Below are 25,997 nucleotides of genomic sequence, written 5' to 3' on the forward strand. Positions count from 1 at the left end.
AGAATAGCGGATTGAGGGAATTATTTTCCCCTCACGGGGTCTACATAGTTACGATGAATATATTTAATCAAATTATCCGCGGCATCCTTTTCTTTGTCTTGGCCATTTTCGGCATGGCGATGGCGATTGTGTTCATGGTGTCTACCGCCATTGCCATCGGCATCCTCTATGTGGTGGCCCGCGTCAAAGGTCGTCCGTTCGGAGTAAAGGCGTACTGGGCCGATAGGCGCAGGGCCTCCGAGACCAATAATGTCTTTAAAAACAAAGATGTGACCGACATCGAAATGAGGGAAATTCCGTAACAGCCCGGCAGGCCGCCCGGCAGCCAGGGTATTGACGCCCCGGCGTCCCTCTGCACACCGCCACTTACGTTTTCACACAATAATGTCCCCGCCAGCGCGGCCCGCGTTGGAATCGTTACCGTTGTCCGAGCAATATACGCGCGAAAGCCCTAAAATCGTTTTCTTTAGTCTTTTATAACGATTCGACATGCCGCGCACGATATTCGTCACAACTGCCCTGCCCTACGCCAATGGATCATTTCATATCGGCCACATCATGGAATACATCCAGGCCGATATCTGGGTGAGGTCGATGCGAATGTCGCAGCATACGGTGCATTTCGTCGGTGCCGACGACGCGCACGGCGCGCCCATCATGCTCAAGGCCGAAAGCGAAGGCATCACGCCCCAGGCGCTGGTGGCTCGCTACGCCGCGGAACGGCCGCAGTACCTGAACGGCTTCCATATCAAGTTCGACCATTGGCACTCCACGGACTCCGTCGAGAACGTGGAGTTGTCGCAAGACATCTACAAGCGCCTGAAAGCCGCCGGTTTCATCAACTCCCGGGTCATCGAGCAATTCTACGATCCGGTCAAGGGCATGTTCCTGCCCGATCGCTACATCAAGGGCGAGTGTCCGCGCTGCCACGCCAAAGATCAATACGGCGATTCCTGCGAAGTCTGCGGCGCCGTGTACGCGGCCACGGAGTTGATCAATCCCTATTCAACCCTGACCAATGCCGCCCCGGTATTGAAGTCGTCGGAGCACTTTTTCTTCAAGTTGTCCGATCCGCGCTGCGTTGAATTCCTGCAAGCCTGGACCACTGGCAGCAATGCCAGCGGCAACAAGCGCCTGCAGGCCGAGGTCCTGGCCAAGACCCGCGAGTGGCTGGGCACCGGCACGGCCGACAGCGAGGCAAACCTGGCCGACTGGGACATCTCTCGCGATGAACCGTATTTCGGCATACCCATACCTGATGCACCCGGCAAATTCTTCTACGTCTGGCTGGATGCGCCCGTCGGCTACCTGGCCTCGCTGAAAGCCTACTGCAAGCAACTGGGCATCGACTTCGACGCGCTGCTGGATCCGGAAAGCGATACCGAACAAGTACACTTCATCGGCAAAGATATCGTGTACTTCCACGCCCTGTTCTGGCCCGCCATGCTGAAGTTCTCAGGGCGCAAAACCCCCGACGGACTACATGTGCACGGCTTCATCACCGTCAGCGGCGAGAAAATGTCCAAGAGCCGAGGCACCGGTATTTCGCCGCTGCGCTACCTGGAACTGGGCATGAATGCCGAATGGATGCGTTACTACATTGCCGCCAAGCTCAATGCGCACGTCGAAGACCTGGATTTCAATCCGGATGATTTCATTGCGCGTGTCAATAGCGACCTGATCGGCAAATACGTCAATATTGCAAGCCGCGCCGCCAACTTCATCAGCAAGCATTTCGACGGAAAACTGGCTTATCTGGGCGATGCCGGAGCGCTGGTAGCAGAGCTTAAACAGGTCACGGAACACGTGCGGGCCGATTTCGAACTCCGTGAGTATGGCCGCGCCATCCGCCAGATCATGACGCATGCCGATCACATCAACCAGGCATTCGACGCCGCGCAACCGTGGGTCATGGCCAAAGGCATGGCAGATGCCGACGCCGCACAGAAGGCGGTCCTGCAAGACGTATGTTCGCGGGCGCTGGCCGGCTTCAAGGCCCTTTCAGTCATGTTGACGCCCGTATTGCCGATACTGACCGACAGAGTCGCACGCGACCTGTTCGGCGGCGACACGGCTTACCTGTGGTCCGATGCCGGCAAACTGCCTGACCAGATTTCCCCTTTTAAACATCTGATGCAGCGTGTCGAGCCCAAGATGCTGGACGACTTGTTCGAACCACCGGCAGCACTCATAGTGGTCCCGGGCGGAGAAGCCATTGCCGAGGTCATCGACATCAAGGACTTCGCCAAGGTCGATCTACGCATTGCACACATCGTCAACTGCGAGTCGGTCGAAGGCTCCGACAAACTGTTGCGCCTTACACTGGACGCGGGCGAAGGCCGCCATCGCCAAGTTTTTTCTGGCATCAAGGCGGCCTACCAGCCGGCCGACCTTATCGGCAAGTTGACCGTTCTGGTCGCAAACCTCGCGCCGCGCAAAATGCGTTTCGGCGTGTCTGAAGGAATGGTGCTGGCTGCCAGCCATGGCGACGACAAGGTGGACGGCGGCATTTATATCCTGGAACCGTGGCCGGGCGCCCAGCCAGGCATGCGCATCAACTAAGGCAAGATTATGGGTGTACACGTCGACCCCGACCGCCAGATGGAAGGTCATCGCAGCACGATGGTCAGTGTCGTGGTCAATATCGTGCTTACCGTGGCCCAACTTGTCATCGGCGTGTTTGCCCAATCCACCGCCCTGGTGGCGGATGCCGTTCATTCACTGTCTGACCTGGTGTCCGATGGCGTGGTACTGGTGGCCAACAAGCACAGCATGAAAGCCCCCGACGCCGACCACCCCTATGGTCACCGTCGCTTCGAGACTGCTGCTGCATTGATCATTGGCGCCCTGCTGTTGTCGGTGGGCCTGGGCATGCTGTGGGCCAGCTTCCAGAAACTACAAAGTCCGGGCCTTATCCCCGAGGTGCATAGCAGTGCGCTGGCCGTGGCCCTGCTGGCGCTCGTGTCCAAGGAAGTTCTGTTCCGCTACCTGCTGCATGTGGCCAAGCGGGTGAGATCGTCCATGCTGGCCGCGAATGCCTGGCATGCCCGCTCCGATGCCGCATCGTCCCTTGTCGTGGCCATAGGCATTCTGGCCAACATTAGCGGCTTCCCTTTGGCCGATCCATTAGCCGCGCTGATCGTGGGGCTGATGATTGTTCGCATGGGATGGAAGTTTTTCTTCGTGTCATTCAACGACTTGATGGATCAGGCCGTGGACGAAGATACCGAAAAGCGCATCCGTAACCATTTGCTGTCCACGCCTGGCGTGGAAGGCATCCATGCCTTGAAGACCCGCAAGCTGGGCGACATGATCTGGGTGGAGGTTGACCTGGAAATGGACGGCGCCCTGACTATAGCCCAGGGACACATCATTGCGACCGAGGCGCGCAAGCGGGTCATGCAATATGAGCCGGTACTGGACGTGACCACGCACTTCGACCCCGTCGTCGTCAATGCCGCTGTGCTGCGGCAGCCCCTCTAAGACCACGCACTGATACCGCCAGGCACGCCACTTGCTTGGCTGCCGTTCGCAACCGTCACGCATCAAGCGCCATCCGGAAAGGAGTTCATCAGTGGCCCATACCATCGTACCTCGGTATTCTCAGACCATCTATCCGCTACATGCGGTATTACTCGCGGGCGCCCTACCCCTTTTCCTGGGTGCGGCTCTCAGTGATGCGGCCTACGCCTCATCCTATGAAATCCAATGGAACAACTTCGCATCCTGGCTGATCGCCGGCGGGCTGGTACTTACGGGCATCGCACTTATATTCGCGATCATCGACCTGTGCTTTTCCCATCGACGCGCTCCGGGCATCTTCATGTATGCCGCACTATTATTGATCACGTGGGTGTTGGGCTTCTTCAATGCCCTGATGCATGCGCGCGACGCATGGGCAAGCATGCCCGGCGGCTTGATCATGTCGGTGATTGTCACCGTGCTCGCCATCATGGCCACATGGTACGGCTTTTGCACGCCGCGTATCGGAGGAAGGAAATGAGAAGCGCATACCTGATCACGACCGCCACGTTCTCCGCACTGCTTGCGGCATGCAGCGGCGGCGAGTCGGAACCCCTACAGTACGGCGCCTCGCCCGACCTTTCCAAGCCGGAACGCGGAATAATGCCGGACATGGTCATCGCAGAACCGGCGGAATGGGGGGATAAGCTGCCGACGGTACCAGACGGATACTCGATCAGTGCCATCGCCAAAGACCTGAAAATTCCGCGCCAGACGCTGGTGCTGCCCAATGGCGACATCCTGGTGGCCGAAGGCAGAGGCGGCGGCGCACCGAATCTCAAGCCGAAAGATGTAATCGCCGGACGCATCAAGGCTCAGGGCAACACCGCTGTCAAGGGCGGCAACCGCTTGACGCTGCTGCGCGATGCGGATGGCGACGGGGTCTACGAACTACAAACCGTCTTCGCCGAAAATCTCAATGCCCCGTACGGGCTCGCGCTAGTGGAAAACAGCCTTTACGTTGCCAACCAAGACGCATTGGTCCGCTTCGACTACAAAGAAGGCCAGACCAAAGCGGAGTCTGCCCCCGAGACGGTCACTGCGCTGCCGTCGGCGATCAATCACCATTGGACCAAGGCGTTGACCGCGAGTGCGGACGGGCAGTACCTGTATGTCGGCATCGGTTCGAACAGCAACATCACCGAGCGCGGCATGACGGCCGAGGTTGATCGGGCCCTGGTGTGGAGGGTCAATGCCAGCACCGGGGAACACAAACCCTATGCGACGGGACTGCGCAATCCGACTGCGCTGACCATCCAGCCCGATACCGGACAGCTGTGGGCGGTTGTGAACGAACGCGACGAGATTGGGCCGAATCTGGTCCCCGACTACCTCACCGCGGTGCGCGAAGGCGGCTTTTATGGCTGGCCATACAGTTATTGGGGGCAGAACGTGGACGAGCGCGTCCGCCCTCAGAATCCTGAAAAAGTCGCCGCGGCGATCAAGCCTGATTACAGTCTGGGCGCGCACGTCGCCGCGCTTGGCGTGGACTTCTCCAGCGAAGCCATGGGCGAAAAGTTCGCTGACGGCGTCTTCGTCGGTGAGCACGGCAGCTGGAACCGCAAGGATCCCGTAGGCTACAAAGTGGTTTTCGTGCCGTTCCAGAATGGCACCCCTGCCGGCCCGCCGGTGGACTTCGTTGCCGGCTTCCGCGACAGCGATGGCACGACGCGCGGCCGCCCGGTTGGCGTGACGGTTGATCCGCGCGGCGCCCTTATCGTTGCCGACGACCTGTCGAACACCATCTGGCGCGTGACGCCGGCAAAAGCCGGTTAGCAGCGCCATTTGACCGACATGGCGCTGGTTTGGCGCCATGTCGACACACCCTACATGGTAGGCATGTTGAACTCATTGCCTTTGTTGATGCTTTCCGGCCAGCGCTGCATGATGGACTTCTGCTTGGTATAGAAACGAACGCCCTCTTCGCCGTAGGAATGCATATCGCCAAACAGGCTGCGCTTCCAGCCGCCGAAACCATGCCAGGACATCGGAACAGGAATGGGCACGTTCACACCCACCATCCCGACCTGGATACGGCGAGAAAATTCACGGGCCGTATGGCCATCGCTGGTGAAACACGAAACGCCGTTGCCGAATTCATGTTTGTTGACCAGGTCGATGGCGCCGCCGAGATCATCGACATGAACGCAGACCAACACGGGGCCGAAGATCTCTTCCTTGTATATCCTCATCTGCGGAGTGACCTTGTCGAACAAGGTGCCGCCGACATAGAAGCCCGACTCATTACCGGCGACCTTGTAGCCGCGGCCGTCAACCAATAGCTCGGCGCCCTCTTCCACACCGGTGGCGATATAGCCTTCGATGCGCTGCAAAGCCTCTTTGGTCACGACCGGCCCCATCTCAGCGTCCAGCGCCATGCCATCCTTGATCTTGAGCGAACGGGCACGCTCTTGCAGCATAGGCACGATCTTCTTGCCCACCTCGCCCACCAGCACTGCAACGGAAATCGCCATGCAGCGCTCGCCGGCCGAACCATAGGCCGCGCCCACAAGCGCATCGACCGTGCGCTCGATATCGGCATCGGGCATGATGACCATATGGTTCTTCGCCCCGCCCAGCGCCTGCACACGCTTTCCAAAATGCGCGCCGCGTTCATAGATGTACTGCGCAATAGGCGTCGAACCCACGAAGCTGAGGGCCGCCACGTCTGCGTGCTCAAGCAGCGCGTCCACCACCACCTTGTCGCCCTGGACTACGTTGAATACCCCATCCGGCAAACCTGCCTGCTTGAACAACTTGGCCATCAGGATGGACACGCTGGGGTCGCGCTCGCTGGGCTTGAGGATGAAGGTATTGCCGGCAGCGATTGCTACTGGATACATCCAGCAAGGCACCATGCAGGGGAAATTGAAAGGAGTGATTCCCGCCACCACGCCCAGCGGCTGGCGCATGGTCCAGTTGTCGATACCAGTGGAAACTTGCTCGGTATAGTCGCCCTTGAGCAATTGGGGTATGCCGCAGGCGAACTCGATGACATCAATGCCGCGGGCGACTTCGCCCTGCGCATCGGTGAACACTTTCCCATGTTCGGCGGTGATCATCGCAGCCAGTACGTCGGTGTTCTGGTTCATCAACTGCAGAAACCGGTTCATGATGCGCGCACGCCGCACCGGCGGAGTATCTGCCCAGGCTTGCGAGGCCGCTTTGGCCGCCGCCACCGCCTCATTCACGTCCTCGACGGTGGACAGCACGACGTGCCGGGCGACCTGCCCGGTTGACGGGTTGTAAACCCCCTGCTTGCGGTCGCTGCTGCTGGCTCGAACCTGGCCAGCGATAAAATTGACGATGTCAGTTCCATCGGTATAGGCGGCCTGGGGGTTGACCGGGATGGCGACGCTGGCGTGCTGATCTTTCATTTTCATGTCCTTGCATAAGGGTGCTCGATGGGAAAAAGTATAGGTATCGAAAGCCACTGCCACAAGTCCAGATCACTGGATTCATTGTTTAAATTAATAGACAATGGAGATAAAAACTGGGAAGCCCCATGAAAGAACACAAGACCGAGTTGCCATGGTCGCACATCTACTGGCTAAGCATGCTGGGCGTCTCAGGCAGCTACACCGCCGCGGCCAAACGCCTGGGTGTCAGCAAGGGCGCGGTAAGTCTGCGCATTGCGGAACTGGAACAGCTTGCGGGGGTCGCGCTTGTGCGGCGCACCACGCGCAGCGTGCGCCTGACGCAAGCGGGCCAGGCACTGGTGGATGGGTCCGAGCAGGCCTTTACCGCCATCGAGCGCAGTTTTGACAACATTCTGGACCTGGCCGAAATCCCCCGGGGCGTTGTGCGGGTCACCGTGCCCGTCGCACTGGGCCGCCAGAAAATCGTCCCCCTGATGAGCAAGTTCCTGGAAAACTGCCCCGATGTGCGCATCGAAATCGAGCTGTCGGATCACGTCAGCTCCCTGGCCCAAGAAGGTTTCGATCTGGCCATACGCCATACCAGCAGCGTGCCCGAAACGCACGTGGCATGGCTGCTGCAACCCTCGCGCACCCTGCTGGTCGCCACTCCCGCCTACCTGGCAAAGCGCGGAGTCCCCAAGACGCCCGACGACCTCAGCACGCACAACTGCCTGTATTACCTGCGTTCCGCGGCCTTGCCAGCCTGGAGTTTCGTTCCGGTTGGGAGGAATGCCGACCGCCATAGCGTCGCCGTGCGCGGCAATTTCAGCGCCAACAACAGCGAGGCGCTGCGCGGCGTCGTGATGGCCGACCAGGGCATAGCATTGCTGCCCGACTTCAGCGCCCAGGAAGATGTCAGCGCAAAACGACTGGTACACCTGCTGCCCGATTGGGAACCGGTAGGCGCGTTTGGCAACGCCATTTATGCAATAAGGCCCTATAGCGCATATGTTCCGCGAGCCGTGCGGGCGTTTGTCGACCACTTGAAAAGCGAGCTGCAGGCGAAAGCATAAAAATATTATCGTGCAAAGCTGAATACAGCTACTTCTTGCGCAGTCGGACCTTCACTACACTCCACATCAGCTGCACTTCATCCCCCGATTCACGCTGCATGTCCGAGCAAAGTTCACCCACTGCTAAAGGAGACGTCAATGTTGAAAATCAATAAGAAGGTGCTTGTTGGCTTCATTGGAGCCGGCTTCATCGGAGCCGTCAATCTCGCCAATGCCCAAGTCGGGTTTCCCCCGCCCCCTCCAAAAGTCAGCCCCGCCGCGGGCGTGATCGACATGCACGTGCATCCCGACCCGGATGTCTTCGGAAGGGCCTTGACCGACTTCGAGCTTGCAACCATAGCCAAGCGCAAAGGCATGCGCGGCATTGTCATCAAGAACCATGTGGTCACCACCAACGACCGTGCGGCGATTGCCATGCAACAAGTGCCCGGCATAGAAGTGTGGGGCGGCATCGTGCTGAACAAGTCTGTGGGCGGCCTCAACCCCTCGGCCGTGGAATGGATGCACCGCATGTCGGGAGGCAGGGGAAAAGTCGTCTGGTTGCCCACGTTTGACTCAGACAAACATGTCAAGACGCTGGTAGACAAAGAAAAATCGGGCCTGGTCGTGGCGGTGGACGGCAAGGTGACGCCCGAGATGGAAGAAATTCTGAAGATCATTGCCCGCGAGAACCTGATCCTGGCCACTGGCCATGTGTCGGCCGACGAGGTGCTCACCGTCGTCAAGCGCGCCAAGGAGCTTGGCGTGAACAACATCCTGATCACGCACGGGCTCACCAATATCCCCGGCCTGACGATGGAACAGGCCAGGGAAGTCACCTCAATGGGGGCAATGATCGAGCTGTGTTACCTGCAATTCCTCACCGGCCCGGCGGCGCAGTACAAGTGGATGACACACTGGGATAAAGTGGACGCAGAAAGCGTCGCCAAGGCCGTCAAAGAGATAGGCGCCGACCATCTGGTGCTTTCAAGCGACTTGGGCCAGCAAGGCATGATGACACCGCCGGACGGCATTGAAAACCAGATCGCTGCGGTCAAGGCCGCTGGGGTATCGGACGAAGACATCGACAAGATGATGCGTAAGAACCCGGCGAAGCTATTGGGTATCTAAGCGGGGGAGGTTCATGCGGCGCACTACGTTGCGAAGTGTTCAAGCACGATGGGATAAAGCGACGCGACAAGCAACAGGGCCATGCCGACGTTGAACCACCGGATCGCCCTGGGCTTGCGCAGCAGCCGGCGCAATGCGCTGCCGAAGAGCGTCCATACGCTGATGCTTGGAAAATTGATCATCGACAGCACCAGCGTAGCCACAATCAGGTTCTGGAAAAATCCGTCACGCGGCGTGTAAGTGGCCACAATGCCCACAGCCATGATCCACGCCTTGGGATTGACCCATTGGAAGGCCACCGCCTCAAAGAAGGTGAACGGCCGGCTACGCGACGTGTCACCGTCCATGCCGCTTGCACTTGCAATACGCCAGGCCAGGTAAAGCAGATAGGCCGCACCGGCGTATTTCAACATCGTATACAGCATGGGCACGGTCTCGAACACCGTGCCCAGACCGGCGCCGACCATCAACAACATCACCGCCACCCCAGCGCTGATGCCCAACATATGGGGCAATGTGCGGCGATAACCGAAGGTGGCTCCCGATGCGGTCAGCATCACATTGTTGGGGCCGGGCGTAATGGAGCTGACGAAGGCAAACAGGGCCAGCGGCAGTAAAAGGTTCAAGGTCATGTTTCGCATAGTCGCAGGTTGGCTCTGGCATCATGCTACGCGACAAAACCAATACAGTACCGGTACAATTATCCTGTTCACTATAAAAACTGGCCTGGTCATTTCACCATGACACACTCATTCCCCGTGTCCCCCTGGGCACCGCTGCGCCAGTCGGGCATATCGCTCGCCGATCAGCTGAGCGAGCATTTCAGCGAACGGATTCGCAACCACGGTTTGCGCGCCGGCATGCGCCTGCCATCGGTGCGGGCCATGGCCAAGGAAGCCCGACTCAGCCGGTTCACCGTGGTGCAGGCCTACGACCGCCTGGTCGCGCAAGGGCTGGTGCAGTCGCGCCGAGGCGCGGGCTTTTATGTCTGCCCGCCCTCCTCTGTCGCGGCCCTGCCCGCCGTCAACAGCACACTGGCGCCCGGTGCCGCGTTCGACACGGCTTTCCTGCTGCGCAGCATGTTCCGGGACGGCGCTCCGCAGGACATGCCGGGCGGCGCGGGTCTACTGCCGCCCGCGTGGCTGGATGAAGAAATGGTTTCAGCGGCCGTGCGTTCGGTCGGCCGCAGCATCGGTCGCAGCATGTTGAGCTACGGCGTGCCCCATGGGCTCAGGGCACTGCGCCAGCAGATCGCTTCAGGTTTACAGGCGCAGGATGTCCCCGCGCATCCGGACCACCATCTGATGACGGTGGCGGGTGTCACGCATGGCCTTGATCTTATCGTCCGCCTGGTCGTTCGGCCGGGTGACACAGTGCTGGTGGAAGATCCAGGGTGGTTCTTGATTTTCGGGCGGCTTACAGCTCTGGGCGCACGCGTCGTGGGTGTGCCGCGCCTGGCAGATGGCCCCGATGTGGCAGCCCTGGCGCGCCTGGCCGAAACGCATCGCCCAAAGCTGTTCATATTGAATACCGCCGTCCATAACCCCACCGGCCACACCTTGTCGGCTGGCATCGCCTACGAAGTCCTGCGCATTGCCGAGCGGCACGACTTTCTGCTGGTCGAAGACGATACCTATGCCGATTTTCATCCAGGTGGTCCGGTGCGCCTTGCCGCGCTGGACCGTCTGAACCGCGTAATGTTGGTGGGTGGCTACTCCAAGACACTGGCAGCCAGCCTGCGCGTGGGCTATGTGGCGGGAGCACCCGCCATGATAGAAAAACTGGTCGATCTGAAACTGCTGGGCGGGCTTACGACGCCGGAGCTCGGCGAACAGGTGGTGTGCCGCATACTGGTCGAAGGGCAATACCGGCGCCATGTCGAGCGGCTGCGCGCCCGCGTCGATCAGGCGCGCGACAAATGCATCAAAAACTTGCTGGCGATGGAGTGCTCGATTGCGCACGAACCCCATGCCGGCATGTTTGTGTGGGTGGATTGCGGCGTCGATACCGAAGCGCTCGCGCGCAAAGCGGCCGCGCTGGGCGTGCTGTTTGCGCCTGGCGTACTGTTTTCGCCGCGTCAGGCGCCCTCTTCCCATCTTCGGATCGCCGTGTCGATGGTGGACAACCGGCATGACTGGAAGGTCTTGGAGAATCTGTTGCAGGCCAGCCGACGCCATCCGGATACATGATGCAGATGGGCGCTACATCAACCTACGGTTGTATGGAGCGGGTGAAGGAAACAGTAAAGCCCGCCTACTCCCTTGATTAATAAAAGCTTTATTCAATTCGTGTAGTACGGATGTACCCAATAATGTACCCATCCGTGACGACTATAATACGCGATGTCTGGCGAAGGCCATAGAGAGCCGTCGAGCTCTACACAACGCTTACGAAAACATGCAGACTAATGCCACAACGACGCACAGTCTTATTGAGCCTTATTGCGCGAGAATAAGCTCGTAGTCTATCTCGGAGCAAACGGGGAGAACTGCCACTTTAACCTACCACCCCACGATGCGAGACCGTGCCAGCACAGCGCCGCGCCCGCTCAATAAATCGCTTGACCCTCTCCGAAACCTCGTCGCAATAAATCAGAAACGTTGTAATCGTGTGACCGTCTGCGTGAAGAGGTCTCGCGACAATCCCGGCTTCTTGCGCCTCATCAATCCGGGAGCGTGCGGCCAGGCCGACACCATACCCGGCCGCCACCACAGCTGCCATGAACTCAAAACTGCGCGCCTGGGCCGTAACGTATGGTGTTATTTCAGCCTCCACGAACAAAGCTTGCACGTAATAATGCATGGCCGCGCAGACCTCGGAATGCCACATCACCACTGGATAGTCTACAAGTGCAGACAGAGGGATGACTGGATAGGCCAACAATGGCGAGCGCACTGGCAGCATGACCGCCAGTTCGTCATACCAGAGCGGCTGCATCTTCAGGCCGTGCTCGGCCCTCGCATCAAGAGTAAATCCAAGTTCGTAGCGTCTGCCTTTGAGACCCGCGATTTGCTCTACAGGGTCAACCTCATACAGTGCTACGGGCGTTTCAGGTTCCTCTATGCGCTGGCGGGCCAGCAGTGTTGCCAGCTGTGCGTGGATCGCGCCGAATGATACGGCGATTCGCAAAGGTCGCCGATCAGCGTTGGAGGGCATGTTGTTCTCCTTATTTGCAAAGGACTATCGCTCTTCGCTAAAAGCCGGAATCATGCCAAAGTTTTCGCTATGGCTGAACTAGCCGAACGGCTACCTGGCTGATAGAACTGCGTGTATTGCATCAAAGCTCACGCCTTCAACTACTGCTTAATACCTTCTCTTCAAAACAAGAGTCTGGTTCAACACTTCGCTCGTATCCTCTCCGCTCAATTCCCGAGTTTGGGATTTAACGGACGACCCCACACTTAACGGCAACGGCCCAAGAATTAGCTGAAAACGGCAGCGCAACTTCCAAAACAAGCCTTAAATCTTATCATGAGTTAAATTTAACGTGGTTTAATTTGTGGTGTCGTACGAAGCTTTTGCTAATGCAGAAACGTACTATCCAACGAGGCCGGCCAACCGGCACCACCACCTATGAAGCAGGACCAGCCATTGCGTTTGGCATGGCCGTTCGGGCAGCAAGAACAGAGCTGGGCATCGCGCAAGAGACACTCGCCCACCTAGCAGGCATCGAACGTTCGCATATGGGGAAGATCGAACGTGGAGAGCATATGCCGAACCTCGCGATTATTCTGCGTATCGCCAGGGCACTGAACAAAAGCGCGAGTGAACTGATAGCGGTCACCGAGCAAAACCTCCAGGCTGCAGCGATCACATCCAAAGGATAGTTCGTGAACAATTTGCGACAATGTCTGAAGAGCCTTTGGGAGCTAAAGCCGATCAGTTGGCTGAACCGCTTCCACAACTAAATATATAGTTCATTTCCAGTGTGATGATTAATCCAGTCATCAATCAGCTTCTTTTCCACGAGACGATAGCGAGAATATCAGGCATGCATGCCGCCTGCGAGCACCAGTATTGCAGTGGCACGTAACCATGCACATTGGCGAACAGTAACGTTCATTCTAGTAGAAACATAAAGAAACATTGGCAAAATACGACCTGTCACTGCTCTCCACACAAGCTGAGTCAGACAACTTGTACAGCCATCAAACCTTCATCCGTAGCCACTTGTACCCAGGGCCAACCTCACAACCTCCCGCCACTTTAGCAAACTCTCCAATTCGAAAAGCGTGTCGGTGGTCAAAATTTGGGACGCTGCATCATCTTGTCAATTTACGGTGCGTAGACTACTGATAGACCCTCTAAGCTGCCCACTTGATTGCCGCCAATCATCAGCAAGATGACTGACGGCAACAATGGGGGAAAAACGTAAGGACTGTGCAAATACGGTTATTACTTACCTGTACCAGATACGGATGATCGATCAAAACGACGCAATATCTTATCCTTTAGGCTGGGCATTGTAATTTCACCTAAATGCGAGTCAACCATGCGCCCTTGTGCATCAAAAAACAATGTGGTTGGCAAGCCGCGCGACCCCATTAGTCGCATGAGCTCAGAAGCGGGGTCAAGTAAGATGTCCGTTAACTTCAGACCCTCACTCTCAAGAAACGCCTGCGCCTGCTTCGGGTTTTCCCCCTGATTGACCAAAACAAAAGCAACGCCAGGAAACTCCGTCTGAGCCTGTTCGAATACTGGCATCTCACGGCGACATGGTGGACACCAGCTCGCCCAAAGATTTAGCACAATCGGGCGCCCCGCATACGCACTCAGTGAAATGGAACGCTCATCCAGTGTGGCCAACTGCAAGTCTGGCAAAGGTGGTGCGGAGCTTTGCATCAGGTTCAACACACCACCCGCGACAGCCCAGGCTACAACCCCGACCATGACGCCCGCCAACACAGGACCACGCAACGCCTGGGTCAAACGGGTTCGCCACCAAATGTAAGCAACCGCTACTACAATGCCAGCCCACCAAGAGAACCCACGATCGCCAATTGCAAGCATGGACATGGGCTTTGCCGAGTACTCATCCCACCATTGAGCAATGTATATCAAACGAGCCGCCAACAAACCCCAAACTACGGCATCGAGAATCATTGATCCTGCAGTCTTATAAGACACTTCAGGCATTCGCCGAGCCACGAAGCGAGCTGTCATCCAGCCCAGCAGCACAGCACCGATAATGGTGAAAACTTGTATGGGAAATGGACCTACACCGATCATGACACACTCTTCCCGTCCAAGCGCTCCAGTAATCCGTACGCACCAATCTCACCCACCACGTGCAGACTTTGGCGTTTCGTGCCATCCGATTCCACCTGTATAAGCATAAGCAACTCCATGATGCTTCAATATATTTTAAGTAGCGCTATATATCCGTCTACACTGACACCCAAAAATCTACTAGCCAAATAACACTCATTCTCTTAAGCCAATTTGAGTTGAGACGCCCCAGGCTGTTTTTTCACCAAGACACCGCCAATAGACAATGCTGCAGCGCTCGAAACCGGCTACAGAAACTGCGTGTTGTCAGACCCTCTAGGTTGAATTCGTTTAATAAATCGACTTAACGGTTCAGAAACGCCAGTCCGAGGATATAGAAGGTAAGTCATCAATTTCGCTTCTCCCTGAGGCATTTGCAATTCTCGGGCAACCACATCCGGGTGTCCGTACATGCCGATCTGGGAGGCGGTGACAAAGCACAGGCCATAGCCTGCTGCCACCAGTGTCAAGGCCATCCCCAAGGAGCTAGCCTGTCCGACCACAATAGGTTCGGCATTAACCTCACTCAACAATTTGACAATCTGCTGTAGGTAACCTTCACACTCATAAGGATGACCCATCACCAGCGGGTAACGCAGCAATTTATCCAGCGGGATTTGTGCGTGCACCAACAAGGGATGACGTGCGGCCATAACCACTACCAGCGGATCACTCCAGACAAAACCAGCAACGATATCGTTTCCCGTATCGCACGAGTGAGCAAAGCCAGCGTCAAACACGCCTTCTCGCAGCCCCCTCAACTGCTCGGCTAGTGGTACGTCAAACAAGTGGATCTCTACTTCAGGATCTTCCTCACGGCAGTGCGCCAGCAATGTTGCTAATCGGGGTTCGGCTGCTCCATCAGAGACTGCAATACGCAGCATACCGCGATAACCTGCTGCTGCGGCCTTAGCACTCACCGCAGCTTGGTCAAGACTGTCAAATACCCGACGCAGATTCAGCAAATAAACCTCACCTGCAGGAGTCAAGGACGTGCCACTTCGATCACGTTTAAACAACGCGACACCCAACTCGCCCTCCAGCTCCTTGATGGAACGCGACAGCGGCGACTGCTCAATGTGCAGCCGCTCAGCTGCGCGAGTGAAGTGTAACTCCTCAGCCAGTACGATAAAGCGACGTAAATGGCGTAATTCCATTCTAGACCGCCTCCAGCTGCTGATCCCGCATGATACGTTGATCTAACGCCGCACTAGCACTACGCCGATACCAATCACGCACCCAACCATCTTTATAGTAAACAAATAGAGGATAAAACAAACGATTCAAAACCATGAATTCCTAGCAAAGGCTATAACAGCACGCTTATGCTGAATAGCTTCGAGAAATAACAACAAACCCACTATCTGAGTGATATTCGATATCAAAATAATTTGCCACTTGCTGAAAGGAGTAGGTTCTCAGTCAATGCAGTGAAATAGCGTAAGCAACAGGTCCTGACACTAAGACCAAATAATGTGTATCTGCTTATAAGGGAAGGAGGGAGATATCCACAAAACCTCATCAACTGTGCATTCGCCCATATACTATTTACTCGGCTCTTCAAAGTTACAATGCCCTGATTAAAGACGGGCAATGTTAACTTCAAGACTCTACCCACACGATGATGACAGTTTGATGACGCATCAATTACAAAAATGTAATGAGCTCATTCGAAGTATCCCTAAACTGCTGAGACGAGCTTTTCATGAGTTTTTTATACCATCAATAAAGAGACATAAAACATCTAAAGAAGCTAACTCAGGCCACATCATTTTTCGGCATTATTTCTCGTACATGCATCTTCGGTCAGAATCTTTGACCATGCAGACACTAGATTGAAGATGCCCTCTTCGATGTAGTCACTACGCCACTATCCGGTAGTTACGCATTAACCCAAAGTCCTCATGCTCCAGCATGTGACAGTGATAGAGATAAAGTCCCGTATAGTCACTAAAACGCATCAGAAGTTTCACGCGCTCACCTGGCATCACCAGTACCGTGTCCTTCCAGCCCTGATCGACATAACCATCACGCACATCATCGCTACCTTTTCCATTACGCCGCTCCAACACTTGAAACTGCTGATCGTGGACATGTATCGGATGTGCCATCGCCATCATGCCGCTATCGTTAACGAACTCCCAGACTTCTGTGGTATTCAGCTTGACAAGCTCATCGGGCGCCACGGCCGTCATTTCAAAGGTGCGTCCGTTAAATCCCCATTGCATATGCCCCATCGTAATTCGGAATGTTCTCGGCGCTGTACGATTGACGGCATCCTCAACTGGTAGCCAGGTGATTTTGGACAACTGCTCGGGTAGCTCAAGCGATCCATTCGACTCGCGCGTCACTTCGATCATAAAGATCGGAAACTGCGCTCCAGCAGCCATCGATGATGTGCCCATCATCCGCCCCATGCCGCCCCCCATCATGCCTCTCATCGACCCCTCGAACGCAAGGCTCATGAGTGTGATCTTTGTGCCAACATCATCGTTGCTGAAATCGGCCCACAACTCAATACGTTCAGCGGGGGCCAACATCACGTAGTTCTTATGCACAGGACGCTCAAGCAATCCACCATCCGTTCCAATTACAGTGAGCGGCCGTCCGTCCTGCCATGCTAGCTTATAGATCCGCGAATTAGAGCCATTAAGAATACGCAATCGATAAGGGTGCCTAGCAACTTCCAGTGATGCATCAGAGCGACCATTAACCAGAATGGTGTCACCAAAGAACCCCATCATTGACGTCATCATACCGCCCGACATCATTCCTCCACCACCCATCATGCCACCCAACGCCTGCCGCGCGCCGAAGGCGCTACTCGCTGCGGCAGCAGGGCCGGTGCCGCTCAGATAACGGAATTGGTTATCGTCATCGAAGCTCCGATCCTGAATGATGATCGGAACATCATATTCGCCGCGTGGCAGCTGTAGCACCTGTTCCTCATCGTCACTCACCAGAAGTAAGCCAGCGAGCCCAAAGTACACCTGCTCACCCGTTTGACCATGGGGATGTGGGTGATACCAATAAGTGCCGGCACGATTGCGCACTTCAAATTCGTAGCGATAACGTTCGCCCGGTCCAATCGCGAAGCGTGGATGCCCGTCCATGGTGTCTGGCACATGCAAACCGTGCCAGTGTACGTTGCTGGCTTGGTCGAGTTGATTTAAGAAATCGATGCGCAGTTTCTGTCCGCGTTGGACGTGTAAGGTCGGCCCAAGGTAACTGCCATGCAACACCTGGACACTTGCGGGATCTCCCTTGAGTACGCGGGCTCGATAGGACCACACATTAGTGGCCAACCCAGGGCGTAGCGCAGCGCTATTCGGTGCGGCCGTCAATTCGATCCAAAGATCCGGTTCGAAGCTGTTGTGTATCTGGGTGGCAGTACTTGGCTCTGGAAGTCCAAGCAGCAATGCAGTCGATCCCAAACCTGCATAACGCAGAAAGCTGCGTCGGTTAATTAAATGATTGGTTGTCACTGTAATCTCCTGACGTCATTTTTTGTCGCAATGTGAAAGTAACCCTCAAGAGCTCGCCGGTCGGGCTCAGTGCAAACAATAAGAGGTACCGGCGAGGTAGGAGCTATAAAGCATCTCTACCCTACTCCCTCCGGTCGCTGTATCTCTTTTGATGCCCGTGCCCAAGGGAAGACCAGTCTGAAAACGCAATCACATAAAGAACAATCAAATTGAGCATTGGAATTAGCATCAGCAGACTGAGCCAGCCCGAAAAACCAGCCTTAGAAAATATTTTCCAAAAGGGCGGCAAAATGAGAGCTGCCACGAGCAGCATAACTAACCAATGGAGACCAAACCCCCACGCCATCCCATTCATATACATTCCGTGCATCATGTTGTATTCCTCAGCCAAATTATTTCTGTACCCACCGCTATAACCAGAGCCGCTACAGCGTGTAGCACATTGTTAATCAGCGATACCTAGTTAAAAATTTACTTGGCCGTCGCTTTAGGAAGAGCGACCTCAAAAATCATATGTCCATCCACCTCTTTTGCAGTAATGGTGCCGCCATGTGCGTCAATAATTGACTTGACAATAGCTAGACCTAAACCAGCTCCGTCCCCTTTACGTTGACGTGAAGGATCCGCGCGGTAAAACCGGTCAAACAATCTTGGTAGATGCTCGGAATTGATCGTATGTCCCGGGTTTTCTACACTAATAGCAATCGTGTCGTTGCTGTTAGCAGCTAGCGAGACTGTAACTGCTCTCCCTGGAGGGGTGTAACGTATGGCATTGGATAAAAGATTGCTTAGCGCGCGGCGCATCATCAATCTATCACCCTGAACACATATAACTGGACCTTTACATATCAATGAAACGGAGCGTTCTTCGGCCCATGCCTCGAAGTAATCAAATAGCTCCTGGACTTCAGTAACCAAATTCACGCTGACCAGTTCCGGTTTGAGCTGATTATTATCGGCTTGCGCCAAAAACAGCATATCGCCGACCATTTTGGCCATACGTTCGTATTCTTCCAGATTCGAATATAAAATTTCTCGATACTGCTCGACATCGCGCGATTGAGAGAGTGCCACTTCCGTCTGCGTTTTCAGATTCGTTATGGGCGTACGCAGCTCATGAGCGATATCAGCCGAAAAGTTCGACAGGCGTTGAAAACCATCTTCGATGCGATCCAGCATGTCGTTGAATGACACGGCCAGTTCAGTTAACTCCACCGGAACGGTACCAGGTGCGAGCCGAATAAAAAGCTGATCAGATTTGATTCGACGAATCTCTCGGCTGATGCGCCGTATCGGCGCATGACCCTGATACACAGCAAACCATGTCGCCAGAATAGCAATCAGACAGGCTGCGGTCGTAATAACTCTCAGGTAACTGCGAAAGCTTTCAAGATAGTGCAAGTGAAAATTGATGCCAGTGGCAACGGCTAAGGTTAAAGGCTCGGCGCCTTGAAGACCTTTGTTCATTAGCTGCACAACAGCACCTCGATAGGTCTCTCCCTTATCCCGCCAGATTTTCACCGAGTCAATGGTGATTACGCCGGTAAAGGGAACCAACCGTGTAAAACCATCCAGATCCGAATTAGGCGTAGCGTAAATCACATTGCCATGACTATCCGACACTCGAAATTGTGCATTACGATGGCCTGAGATCGCAGCCGCCAGCCGACGCTTCAATACATCCGGCTCTTGACTGGCTGACGGCTCAGAGAGCGACTGCGTCAGCGATTGAACAACAGCATTAAGCTCATCGACATCCTGCTGAACGAAGTGACTATTAATGGATCGTTGGACCATCCATCCAAACGTGAGAAGCACCACTGTGATGACCGCTCCAATGGATACGGTCAGACGCAGGGCCAGCGACGCAGGGCGGCGTGCCACTCTTTTCAACCTACGCTGCTGACATCAAGCATATATCCCATACCGCGAACGGTATGGATCAGCTTGGGTTCAAAGGCATCATCGATTTTGGCGCGCAGGCGCCGAATCGCCACGTCAATGACGTTGGTGTCGCTGTCAAAATTCATGTCCCACACCTGTGAGGCAATCAGAGAGCGCGGTAACACCTCACCTTGGCGGCGCACCAAAAGCTCCAGAAGCGCAAACTCTTTGTTTGTCAGGTTAATGCGTACCTCTTGCCGCCTCGCCCGCCGACGTGGAATGTCCAGCACCAGGTCGGCCACTTGCAATTGATCACTCAGAGCGGGCGCTGCGCCTCGGCGCAGCAGTGTACGCACTCGTGCGAGCAGCTCCGAAAATGCAAAAGGTTTAATCAAATAATCATCGGCGCCTAGTTCCAAACCCTTAACCCGGTCCTCCACGCTATCGCGCGCCGTCAAAAACAATACCGGTGTCGCCGATTTCGCTTCACGCAAGGCTTGAACAATACGCCAACCGTCAACATCTGGCAGCATGACATCTAGGATGATTAAATCATAGTCCTCTGTCAGGGCGAGGTGGTGCCCATCCAGACCCGTACGGGCCAGATCGACTATAAAACCGGACTCAACCAGCCCTTGGCGTACGTATTCGCCAGTTTTTATCTCATCTTCAACGACGAGCAATTTCATGGGATCGCTCCTGCGATAGGCTTCTGTTTTGTGCCTGACTTAAGGGATTGCCCCCTGACCTAGAAGCGTCAGAACTCATGACGAGACTCTACCCGTGGCAAGCTGACAGCACGATGACGGATGAATTACAAAATTGTAATATACCGATAATTCGAAGGAATTCTTTTATGAACAGCGCGCAGACGTTCCGTCTGCGCGGCCAGTTACTTGGCGCACGGCAGTGATTTTACCCAAGCGTTTTACCAGATAGTTATGAACATCTGCCAAGCACGTGACCAATAATATCGCTGGCCTCAGATGATCTATCACGAGTATTGTGCCGAAAAATCCCTAAAGCATGTCAAAAAATGGGCTAGGGCTCAGCAGTTTAACGGTGCCGGGCCCTCTAAGATACACGTTTCGGCGTATATCCAACTTCTCGAATGGCGCGTTCAATGGTATCTGCATTGAGAACTCCATCGATCCGAATCAAATGAGCGGGAAGATCAATGCCAACGCTGGCCGCCGGTGCCGTTTCTTTGATCACGCGCGTGATGGTATCCACACAGTGGCCACAAGTCATATCTTTCACTTCAAATTCAATCATTCTGCTATCTCCTTAGGTAGTGCAGCATGACAATACTAAACCTTCCCACGACGACAATGTCAAGCTGGCCCAACGTCGCATTTACCGAGCATTTTCTGCATTAAGATCAAATACTTGCGCCACTCGAGCGACCGCAGTTGCTATCTCTTTTTTCCTTTAAGTAACAGCCAGTTGCTTGACTACCGTGAAACTTGGCACGGACATGACAAAAATGTAATGACAACGTAATCGAACTGACAGCCCTAGTTGGCTACAGTGTATTTGTCACCGCCTACTCATCACTGCCGGGCGGATATAAAGCAACCTGCCTATTTGAAGGAAACGATGATGAAATGTGATATGAAAACCATGATGAAGACGGCCCTTGGCCTAGGCGTAGTCGTTGCCGTGGCGTACGCGACTATGCCCGCCGCCCGTGGATGGATTGCCGCCGGTGCTCCGTTTTTATTCCTTCTGATTTGCCCCTTGATGATGTTTTTCATGATGAAAGGCATGCACTCCTGCGACAAGGACCAAAGGGCGGAAAAAAACCAAGCCGACAAAGCTCCCACCACACCATTGGTCGGACACTCGCCGCTCAAAGATTAGTCGGCGCACAGCCGTCCCACTCTACTCATGGCGGACTCAGGATGGGATAGCACTTGGATTAACGGATATCACGTGATGAGTTCTAAAACGATTTTTACCATCTTGGCGGCAACAAGCGTTGCCACGCTATTTATGTTCGGCGGACTTGGCGTAGCAACCGCAAGTACCGAGCCATCCTTAGCCGATACACAAGCCATAAAGACTTTGGCACGGGCTGCGCCGATTGAACTCACCCACCTGCACGGGCTTGCCTATAGCGCAGACGGTCAACAGCTGCTTATCCCGAGCCATCATGGCATCGCGGCGTATGTGGATGGTCAATGGGCAAAAATGGCCGGGCCTGAGCATGATTACATGGGATTTGCCACCACCCGAGAGGCGTTTTACAGCAGCGGGCATCCAGCAGCAGGCTCTAACCTAATTAATCCGTTTGGCCTTATTAAAAGTACGGATGCAGGAAAAACCTGGCGGCAGTTGGGGCTAGAAGGAGAGTCCGATTTTCATACCTTGGCCACAAGCTATGAAACCAATGCGGTTTATGTTCTGAATTATGGGCCTAATACCCGGATGCCCCAAGCTGGCCTGTATATGACTCAAACAGACGGCCTGACGTGGACGCGAGCAGCCGCTAATGGTCTGAAGGCCAAAATCAACAGCTTAGCGGTGCATCCACGCGATGCCAACGTCGTTGCCGTGGGTGCCGCCGACGGGTTGTACTTGTCTCGTGACGCGGGCAACCATTTTGAGCTATTGATTCGAAGCACGCAGGTACTAGCACAGTGGTTCGATCTGAATGGCGAGCACCTTTGGGTTAGCAGTTACGCAAACGCCCCCGTGCTGAGTCGCATGGGCCTGAGTGATGGCGGAGCGAATGAAAAAATCAAGCTTCCTGCATTGAACAAAGACGCGGTGGCCTTCATTGCTCAAAACCCTACCCGCCACGAAGAAGTTGCTATTGCGACCTTCAAGCGTAGCGCCTATATCACTAAAGATAGGGGTGCAACGTGGACGCAAATCGCTGACGGTGGCACGGCCCTCGATAAATAAGGTCCGCCCTTCTAAATTTTGGCATCTAGCTCCCATCAAATGGCTTGGACAATCCCATGAGCAATAAGCTGATAAAAATCATTGTGATCGTGCTGGCGGCGATTGGACTCTTGGCTGTTTTTGCTCTCGTCGGCATGGGAGCCATGATGTTTTGGATGATGGGCACTTGATGTGAACGTGACACGATTAAGTGTCACCCCGCTTCCGCCAGTATCGAAAATGCAACCAGACGACCAATCTGACGAACACCCTCGCATTACAAAAATGTAATGCCAGCGTCATTGGGCCGACATGCACATTTCGTTAAAGTGCATGTCATCAATTTAATTTGAGGCTTTGATCATCGAAGGATGATTGATATCTACCCTCTTTCGACTTTGGGATACGCTCACGTGAAACACTTGCTACCGCACTCGCTTGCACTGCCTATACTGCCCCGTCGCCGATTCGTTCAGGGCCTTGCGGCTGGCGGCGTATTGTTGGGCTTATCGCCCTTTGCCCGAGCCGCCGGAGCTCCGTCCGTCAATACGAGCACCGGTTCGGCCGCTGTGCTGACGGGGACCGAGTTCAACCTCGAGATCGGTGAATCGCCCGTCAATTTCACCGGCAGCCCACGCATCGCGACGACGGTGAATGGCTCGCTTCCTGCGCCTACCTTACGTTGGCGCGAAGGCGATACGGTCACTATTCGCGTCAAGAACCGTCTGAAGGAAGCCACCTCCATCCATTGGCACGGCATCATCCTGCCCTTCCAAATGGATGGCGTGCCAGGTATCAGTTTTACGGGCATTGCTCCAGGAGAAACATTTACCTACCGATTTAAAGTTGAACAAAGCGGCACGTACTGGTATCACTCCCATTCTGGCATGCAGGAGGCGACCGGCGTTTATGGGGCGATCATTATCGACCCGGCACAAACCGACTCCATACGGGCTGATCGCGAGTACGTCGTTCAGCTTTCTGACTGGACCGACGAGGATCCGATGCGAGTCCTGGCCAAGCTCAAAATGCAAGGCGACTACTACAACTACAACCAGCCCACCGCCATTGATTTCTTCCAGGACGTGTCACGAGATGGCCTGAAAGCGGCCATCGACAAGCGCAAGATGTGGAACGAAATGCGCATGAGTCCAACCGACCTGGCGGACTTGTCGGCTAATGTGTTGACCTATTTGATGAACGGCACAACCCCGGCCGGCAACTGGACGGGATTATTCCGTCCCGGTGAGCGGGTCCGCCTGCGTTTCATCAACGGGGCAGCCAACACTTTTTACGACGTGCGTATACCAGGTCTGAAGCTAACGGTGGTTCAGGCCGATGGCGTCAATGTAGAGCCCGTAACGGTGGATGAATTCCGCTTTGGTCCAGGGGAAACCTACGACGTGCTGGTCCAGCCCAAAGACGATACCTATACCGTTTTTGCGCAAGCCATGGACCGCACCGGGTATGCACGGGGCACACTGGCTACGCGTGCCGGTCTCGACGCGCCCGTGCCCGCGCTTGACCCAGTGGAATGGCTCACCATGGCTGACATGATGGGTTCAATGGGCGCGGGCATGGCAGGAATGAGCCATGGTGGGTCCGGCCAATCATCCATGGGCGGTATGGATCATGGTGCTATGGCTGGGATGAATCATGGCAGTATGCAGGGCATGAATCACGCAGGCATGGCTGGTATGGATCATGGCGCAATGACAGCAACTGGCGCCAGCACCCAAGTACGCCACGCCAGGACCGAATATGGTCCAAGCATCGATATGCGGGTCGACATGCCGCGCACCAACTTGGACGATCCCGGCATTGGGCTGCGCAACAACGGCCGCCGAGTATTGACGCTATCGGACTTGCACACCGTGGGCGGTGCGATGGATCCGCGCGGCGCAGAGCGTGAAATCGAGCTCCATTTGACCGGAAACATGGAGCGCTACACCTGGTCGTTCGACGGCGTGGAGTTCGGAAAGTCGACACCTGTGCATTTTCGCTACGGTGAGCGGGTCAGGGTTATTTTGCACAACGACACCATGATGACGCACCCCATGCACTTGCACGGCATGTGGAGCGAACTGGAGGCGCCCGACGGTAGCTTCCAAGCTCGCCGCCACACGATTCCGGTGCAGCCGGCGCAACGCATTAGCTTTCTCGTGACCGCAGATGCACTGGGTCGCTGGGCCTGGCATTGCCATCTGATGCTGCATATGGATGCGGGGATGTTTCGCGAAGTGGTGGTGGCATGAGCTCAATAAACGAGAAAAAGGGAATCTTGACCGTGAATACCCATATAAAAAAACGCATTCTTGGAGTCGCCATCGCAACGCTCGGCGCCACTCCGCTTTTTGCCTACGCCCAAGCGCATGACGCCCATAGTGGCCATACTGCCACGCCGGCCAGCTCGGCTCCTGCCGATGCAGCAAGCATGCCTGGCATGGATCACAGCAAAATGAATATGCCTGGCATGGACCATGGCACGATGAATATGAAATCAACCCCCGCAACTAAGCCAGCAGAGGCCATGCCGGGAATGAACCATGGCCAAGCCAACACAGCTCCGGCTGCCACTGCTCACGATATGGGAGCAATGAATACGAGCGGTGGAGAAATGGACCACGGCGATATGCAGATGCAAGGCGGATCGGCGCCCCCGGATGCACGCGATCCGGATGCCTACTCGGAAGGATATGTGCGTAACGCGGGCAAGTATGCGCTGCCACCCTCAGATGCACTGGTCATGTCGGACATGCACAACTTCGGTTCGGTCTACTTCGACCGATTGGAGTACGTCAGGGCGCGAGGCGAAGAGTGGGCGGCCTATGAAGGAGAGGCCTGGTATGGCAGCACCTATAACCGCGCCGTCATCAAAGCGGAAGGCGAAGTAGCGAGCGGCAAGTTGCAGGAATCCGAGACGCAGCTCCTGTGGCGTCATGCGGTTTCAACGTTCTGGGATACGGAACTGGGCGTACGATTCGACCATGCACAGGGCGCGCCAAACCGAGAATGGCTGGCATTCGGCTTTAAAGGGCTTGCGCCTTACTGGTTTGAAGTCGATGCCACCGCCTATGTCGGCCCCAGCGGACGAACCGCTCTGGGGCTGAAGGCGGAGTATGACATCTTGCTTACCCAGAAGCTCTACCTTCAACCAAGCGTGGAAGTAAATTTCCACGGCAAGGACGATGAACGCTGGGGCATTGGCAGCGGCCTGACAGACGGTACTGCGGGCTTGCGTCTCAAATACGAAGTCACGCGTCAGTTTGTTCCTTACGTTGGCGTGGAATGGTCCAGCAAATTCGGAAAAACGGCGGATTACGCGCGCGCGGCGGGCGACTCCAAGCAGGAAACCCGTTTCGTGGCCGGTTTGAGTTTTCGCTTTTAACTGTTGTACCAGGGAACAT

At 55.3% G+C, this 25,997-nt stretch carries 23 protein-coding genes; 13 read left to right on the top strand and 10 right to left on the bottom strand.

Annotated features, from left to right (window positions below):
* Nucleotides 1-53 precede the first annotated feature (53 nt).
* The 5 genes from CR155_RS16760 to CR155_RS16780 all read left to right on the top strand — a co-directional run bounded on the left by CR155_RS16760 (nt 54) and on the right by CR155_RS16780 (nt 5,298).
* A complete protein-coding gene (locus tag CR155_RS16760; protein WP_102071185.1) occupies nt 54-302 on the top strand; it encodes a hypothetical protein in 249 nt (82 codons plus the stop codon).
* Between the two features lie 187 nt (nt 303-489).
* Complete coding sequence (gene metG / locus CR155_RS16765; RefSeq protein ID WP_102071186.1) at nt 490-2,562, top strand: methionine--tRNA ligase; 2,073 nt, start codon at nt 490-492, stop codon at nt 2,560-2,562.
* Nucleotides 2,563-2,571: 9 nt separating this feature from the next.
* Nucleotides 2,572-3,483 (top strand): cation diffusion facilitator family transporter, encoded by a 912-nt coding sequence (locus tag CR155_RS16770; RefSeq protein ID WP_102071187.1) that lies wholly within the window; start codon nt 2,572-2,574, stop codon nt 3,481-3,483.
* Between the two features lie 91 nt (nt 3,484-3,574).
* Nucleotides 3,575-4,003, top strand: coding sequence for a DUF2231 domain-containing protein (locus CR155_RS16775; protein ID WP_102071188.1), 429 nt, complete (start codon nt 3,575-3,577; stop codon nt 4,001-4,003).
* Complete coding sequence (locus tag CR155_RS16780; RefSeq protein ID WP_102071189.1) at nt 4,000-5,298, top strand: PQQ-dependent sugar dehydrogenase; 1,299 nt, start codon at nt 4,000-4,002, stop codon at nt 5,296-5,298. The genes CR155_RS16775 and CR155_RS16780 overlap by 4 nt, the downstream gene beginning before the upstream one ends.
* Before the next feature lie 50 nt (nt 5,299-5,348).
* Here the strand turns inward: CR155_RS16780 and CR155_RS16785 are convergent, their stop codons facing one another.
* Entirely contained in the window at nt 5,349-6,899 is a 1,551-nt protein-coding gene (locus CR155_RS16785; protein ID WP_102071190.1) for a CoA-acylating methylmalonate-semialdehyde dehydrogenase, read from the bottom strand.
* A gap of 128 nt (nt 6,900-7,027) precedes the next feature.
* Between CR155_RS16785 and CR155_RS16790 the strand changes: the two genes are divergently transcribed.
* Together CR155_RS16790 and CR155_RS16795 are read left to right on the top strand one after the other, a co-directional pair.
* On the top strand, nt 7,028-7,954 hold the full coding sequence (locus tag CR155_RS16790) for a LysR family transcriptional regulator (protein WP_102071191.1): 927 nt from the start codon (nt 7,028-7,030) through the stop codon (nt 7,952-7,954).
* Nucleotides 7,955-8,092: 138 nt separating this feature from the next.
* Nucleotides 8,093-9,064 (top strand): DUF6282 family protein, encoded by a 972-nt coding sequence (locus CR155_RS16795; RefSeq protein WP_102071192.1) that lies wholly within the window; start codon nt 8,093-8,095, stop codon nt 9,062-9,064.
* Between the two features lie 23 nt (nt 9,065-9,087).
* On the opposite strand, the gene CR155_RS16800 is transcribed toward CR155_RS16795, so the two are convergent.
* Nucleotides 9,088-9,696 (bottom strand): LysE family translocator, encoded by a 609-nt coding sequence (locus tag CR155_RS16800; RefSeq protein WP_233214380.1) that lies wholly within the window; start codon nt 9,694-9,696, stop codon nt 9,088-9,090.
* A gap of 108 nt (nt 9,697-9,804) precedes the next feature.
* Here CR155_RS16800 and CR155_RS16805 point away from each other — a divergent pair, with 108 nt between their 5' ends.
* A complete protein-coding gene (locus tag CR155_RS16805) occupies nt 9,805-11,253 on the top strand; it encodes an aminotransferase-like domain-containing protein (RefSeq protein WP_102071194.1) in 1,449 nt (482 codons plus the stop codon).
* A gap of 307 nt (nt 11,254-11,560) precedes the next feature.
* Here CR155_RS16805 and CR155_RS16810 read toward each other — a convergent pair whose 3' ends face one another.
* A complete protein-coding gene (locus tag CR155_RS16810; RefSeq protein WP_011633146.1) occupies nt 11,561-12,220 on the bottom strand; it encodes a LysR family substrate-binding domain-containing protein in 660 nt (219 codons plus the stop codon).
* A gap of 368 nt (nt 12,221-12,588) precedes the next feature.
* On the opposite strand from CR155_RS16810, the gene CR155_RS16815 reads away from it, so the two are divergent.
* On the top strand, nt 12,589-12,891 hold the full coding sequence (locus CR155_RS16815; RefSeq protein ID WP_011633147.1) for a helix-turn-helix domain-containing protein: 303 nt from the start codon (nt 12,589-12,591) through the stop codon (nt 12,889-12,891).
* A 568-nt stretch (nt 12,892-13,459) separates the two neighbouring features.
* Here the strand turns inward: CR155_RS16815 and CR155_RS16820 are convergent.
* The 7 genes from CR155_RS16820 to CR155_RS16850 form a co-directional block, all read right to left on the bottom strand.
* Entirely contained in the window at nt 13,460-14,293 is an 834-nt protein-coding gene (locus CR155_RS16820) for a TlpA disulfide reductase family protein (RefSeq protein ID WP_011633148.1), read from the bottom strand.
* Nucleotides 14,294-14,580: 287 nt separating this feature from the next.
* Entirely contained in the window at nt 14,581-15,489 is a 909-nt protein-coding gene (locus CR155_RS16825) for a LysR family transcriptional regulator (protein ID WP_102071195.1), read from the bottom strand.
* 705 nt (nt 15,490-16,194) lie between these two features.
* Nucleotides 16,195-17,817 (bottom strand): multicopper oxidase family protein, encoded by a 1,623-nt coding sequence (locus CR155_RS16830; protein ID WP_102071196.1) that lies wholly within the window; start codon nt 17,815-17,817, stop codon nt 16,195-16,197.
* Nucleotides 17,818-17,938: 121 nt separating this feature from the next.
* A complete protein-coding gene (locus CR155_RS16835) occupies nt 17,939-18,190 on the bottom strand; it encodes a DUF805 domain-containing protein (protein ID WP_233214381.1) in 252 nt (83 codons plus the stop codon).
* Nucleotides 18,191-18,288: 98 nt separating this feature from the next.
* Nucleotides 18,289-19,701 (bottom strand): Cu(+)/Ag(+) sensor histidine kinase, encoded by a 1,413-nt coding sequence (locus CR155_RS16840; protein ID WP_102071240.1) that lies wholly within the window; start codon nt 19,699-19,701, stop codon nt 18,289-18,291.
* Nucleotides 19,702-19,706: 5 nt separating this feature from the next.
* Nucleotides 19,707-20,390, bottom strand: a complete 684-nt coding sequence (locus CR155_RS16845) for a heavy metal response regulator transcription factor (RefSeq protein ID WP_011633155.1) — start codon at nt 20,388-20,390, stop codon at nt 19,707-19,709.
* A gap of 385 nt (nt 20,391-20,775) precedes the next feature.
* Nucleotides 20,776-20,976, bottom strand: a complete 201-nt coding sequence (locus CR155_RS16850; protein ID WP_011633156.1) for a heavy-metal-associated domain-containing protein — start codon at nt 20,974-20,976, stop codon at nt 20,776-20,778.
* 339 nt (nt 20,977-21,315) lie between these two features.
* Here CR155_RS16850 and CR155_RS16855 point away from each other — a divergent pair, with 339 nt between their 5' ends.
* The 4 genes from CR155_RS16855 (at nt 21,316) to CR155_RS16870 (ending at nt 25,978) form a co-directional block, all read left to right on the top strand.
* Complete coding sequence (locus CR155_RS16855; protein WP_158238290.1) at nt 21,316-21,564, top strand: DUF2933 domain-containing protein; 249 nt, start codon at nt 21,316-21,318, stop codon at nt 21,562-21,564.
* A gap of 75 nt (nt 21,565-21,639) precedes the next feature.
* Nucleotides 21,640-22,611: a F510_1955 family glycosylhydrolase gene (locus CR155_RS16860; RefSeq protein ID WP_102071197.1), complete on the top strand. Its 972-nt coding sequence runs from the start codon at nt 21,640-21,642 to the stop codon at nt 22,609-22,611.
* Nucleotides 22,612-23,003: 392 nt separating this feature from the next.
* On the top strand, nt 23,004-24,845 hold the full coding sequence (locus CR155_RS16865; protein ID WP_102071241.1) for a copper resistance system multicopper oxidase: 1,842 nt from the start codon (nt 23,004-23,006) through the stop codon (nt 24,843-24,845).
* On the top strand, nt 24,842-25,978 hold the full coding sequence (locus CR155_RS16870; RefSeq protein WP_199171801.1) for a copper resistance protein B: 1,137 nt from the start codon (nt 24,842-24,844) through the stop codon (nt 25,976-25,978). The genes CR155_RS16865 and CR155_RS16870 overlap by 4 nt, the downstream gene beginning before the upstream one ends.
* The last annotated feature ends 19 nt before the right edge of the window (nt 25,979-25,997 follow it).

The organism is Pollutimonas nitritireducens (genome assembly GCF_002849615.1).
Taxonomy (GTDB): Bacteria; Pseudomonadota; Gammaproteobacteria; order Burkholderiales; family Burkholderiaceae_B; genus Pollutimonas; species Pollutimonas nitritireducens.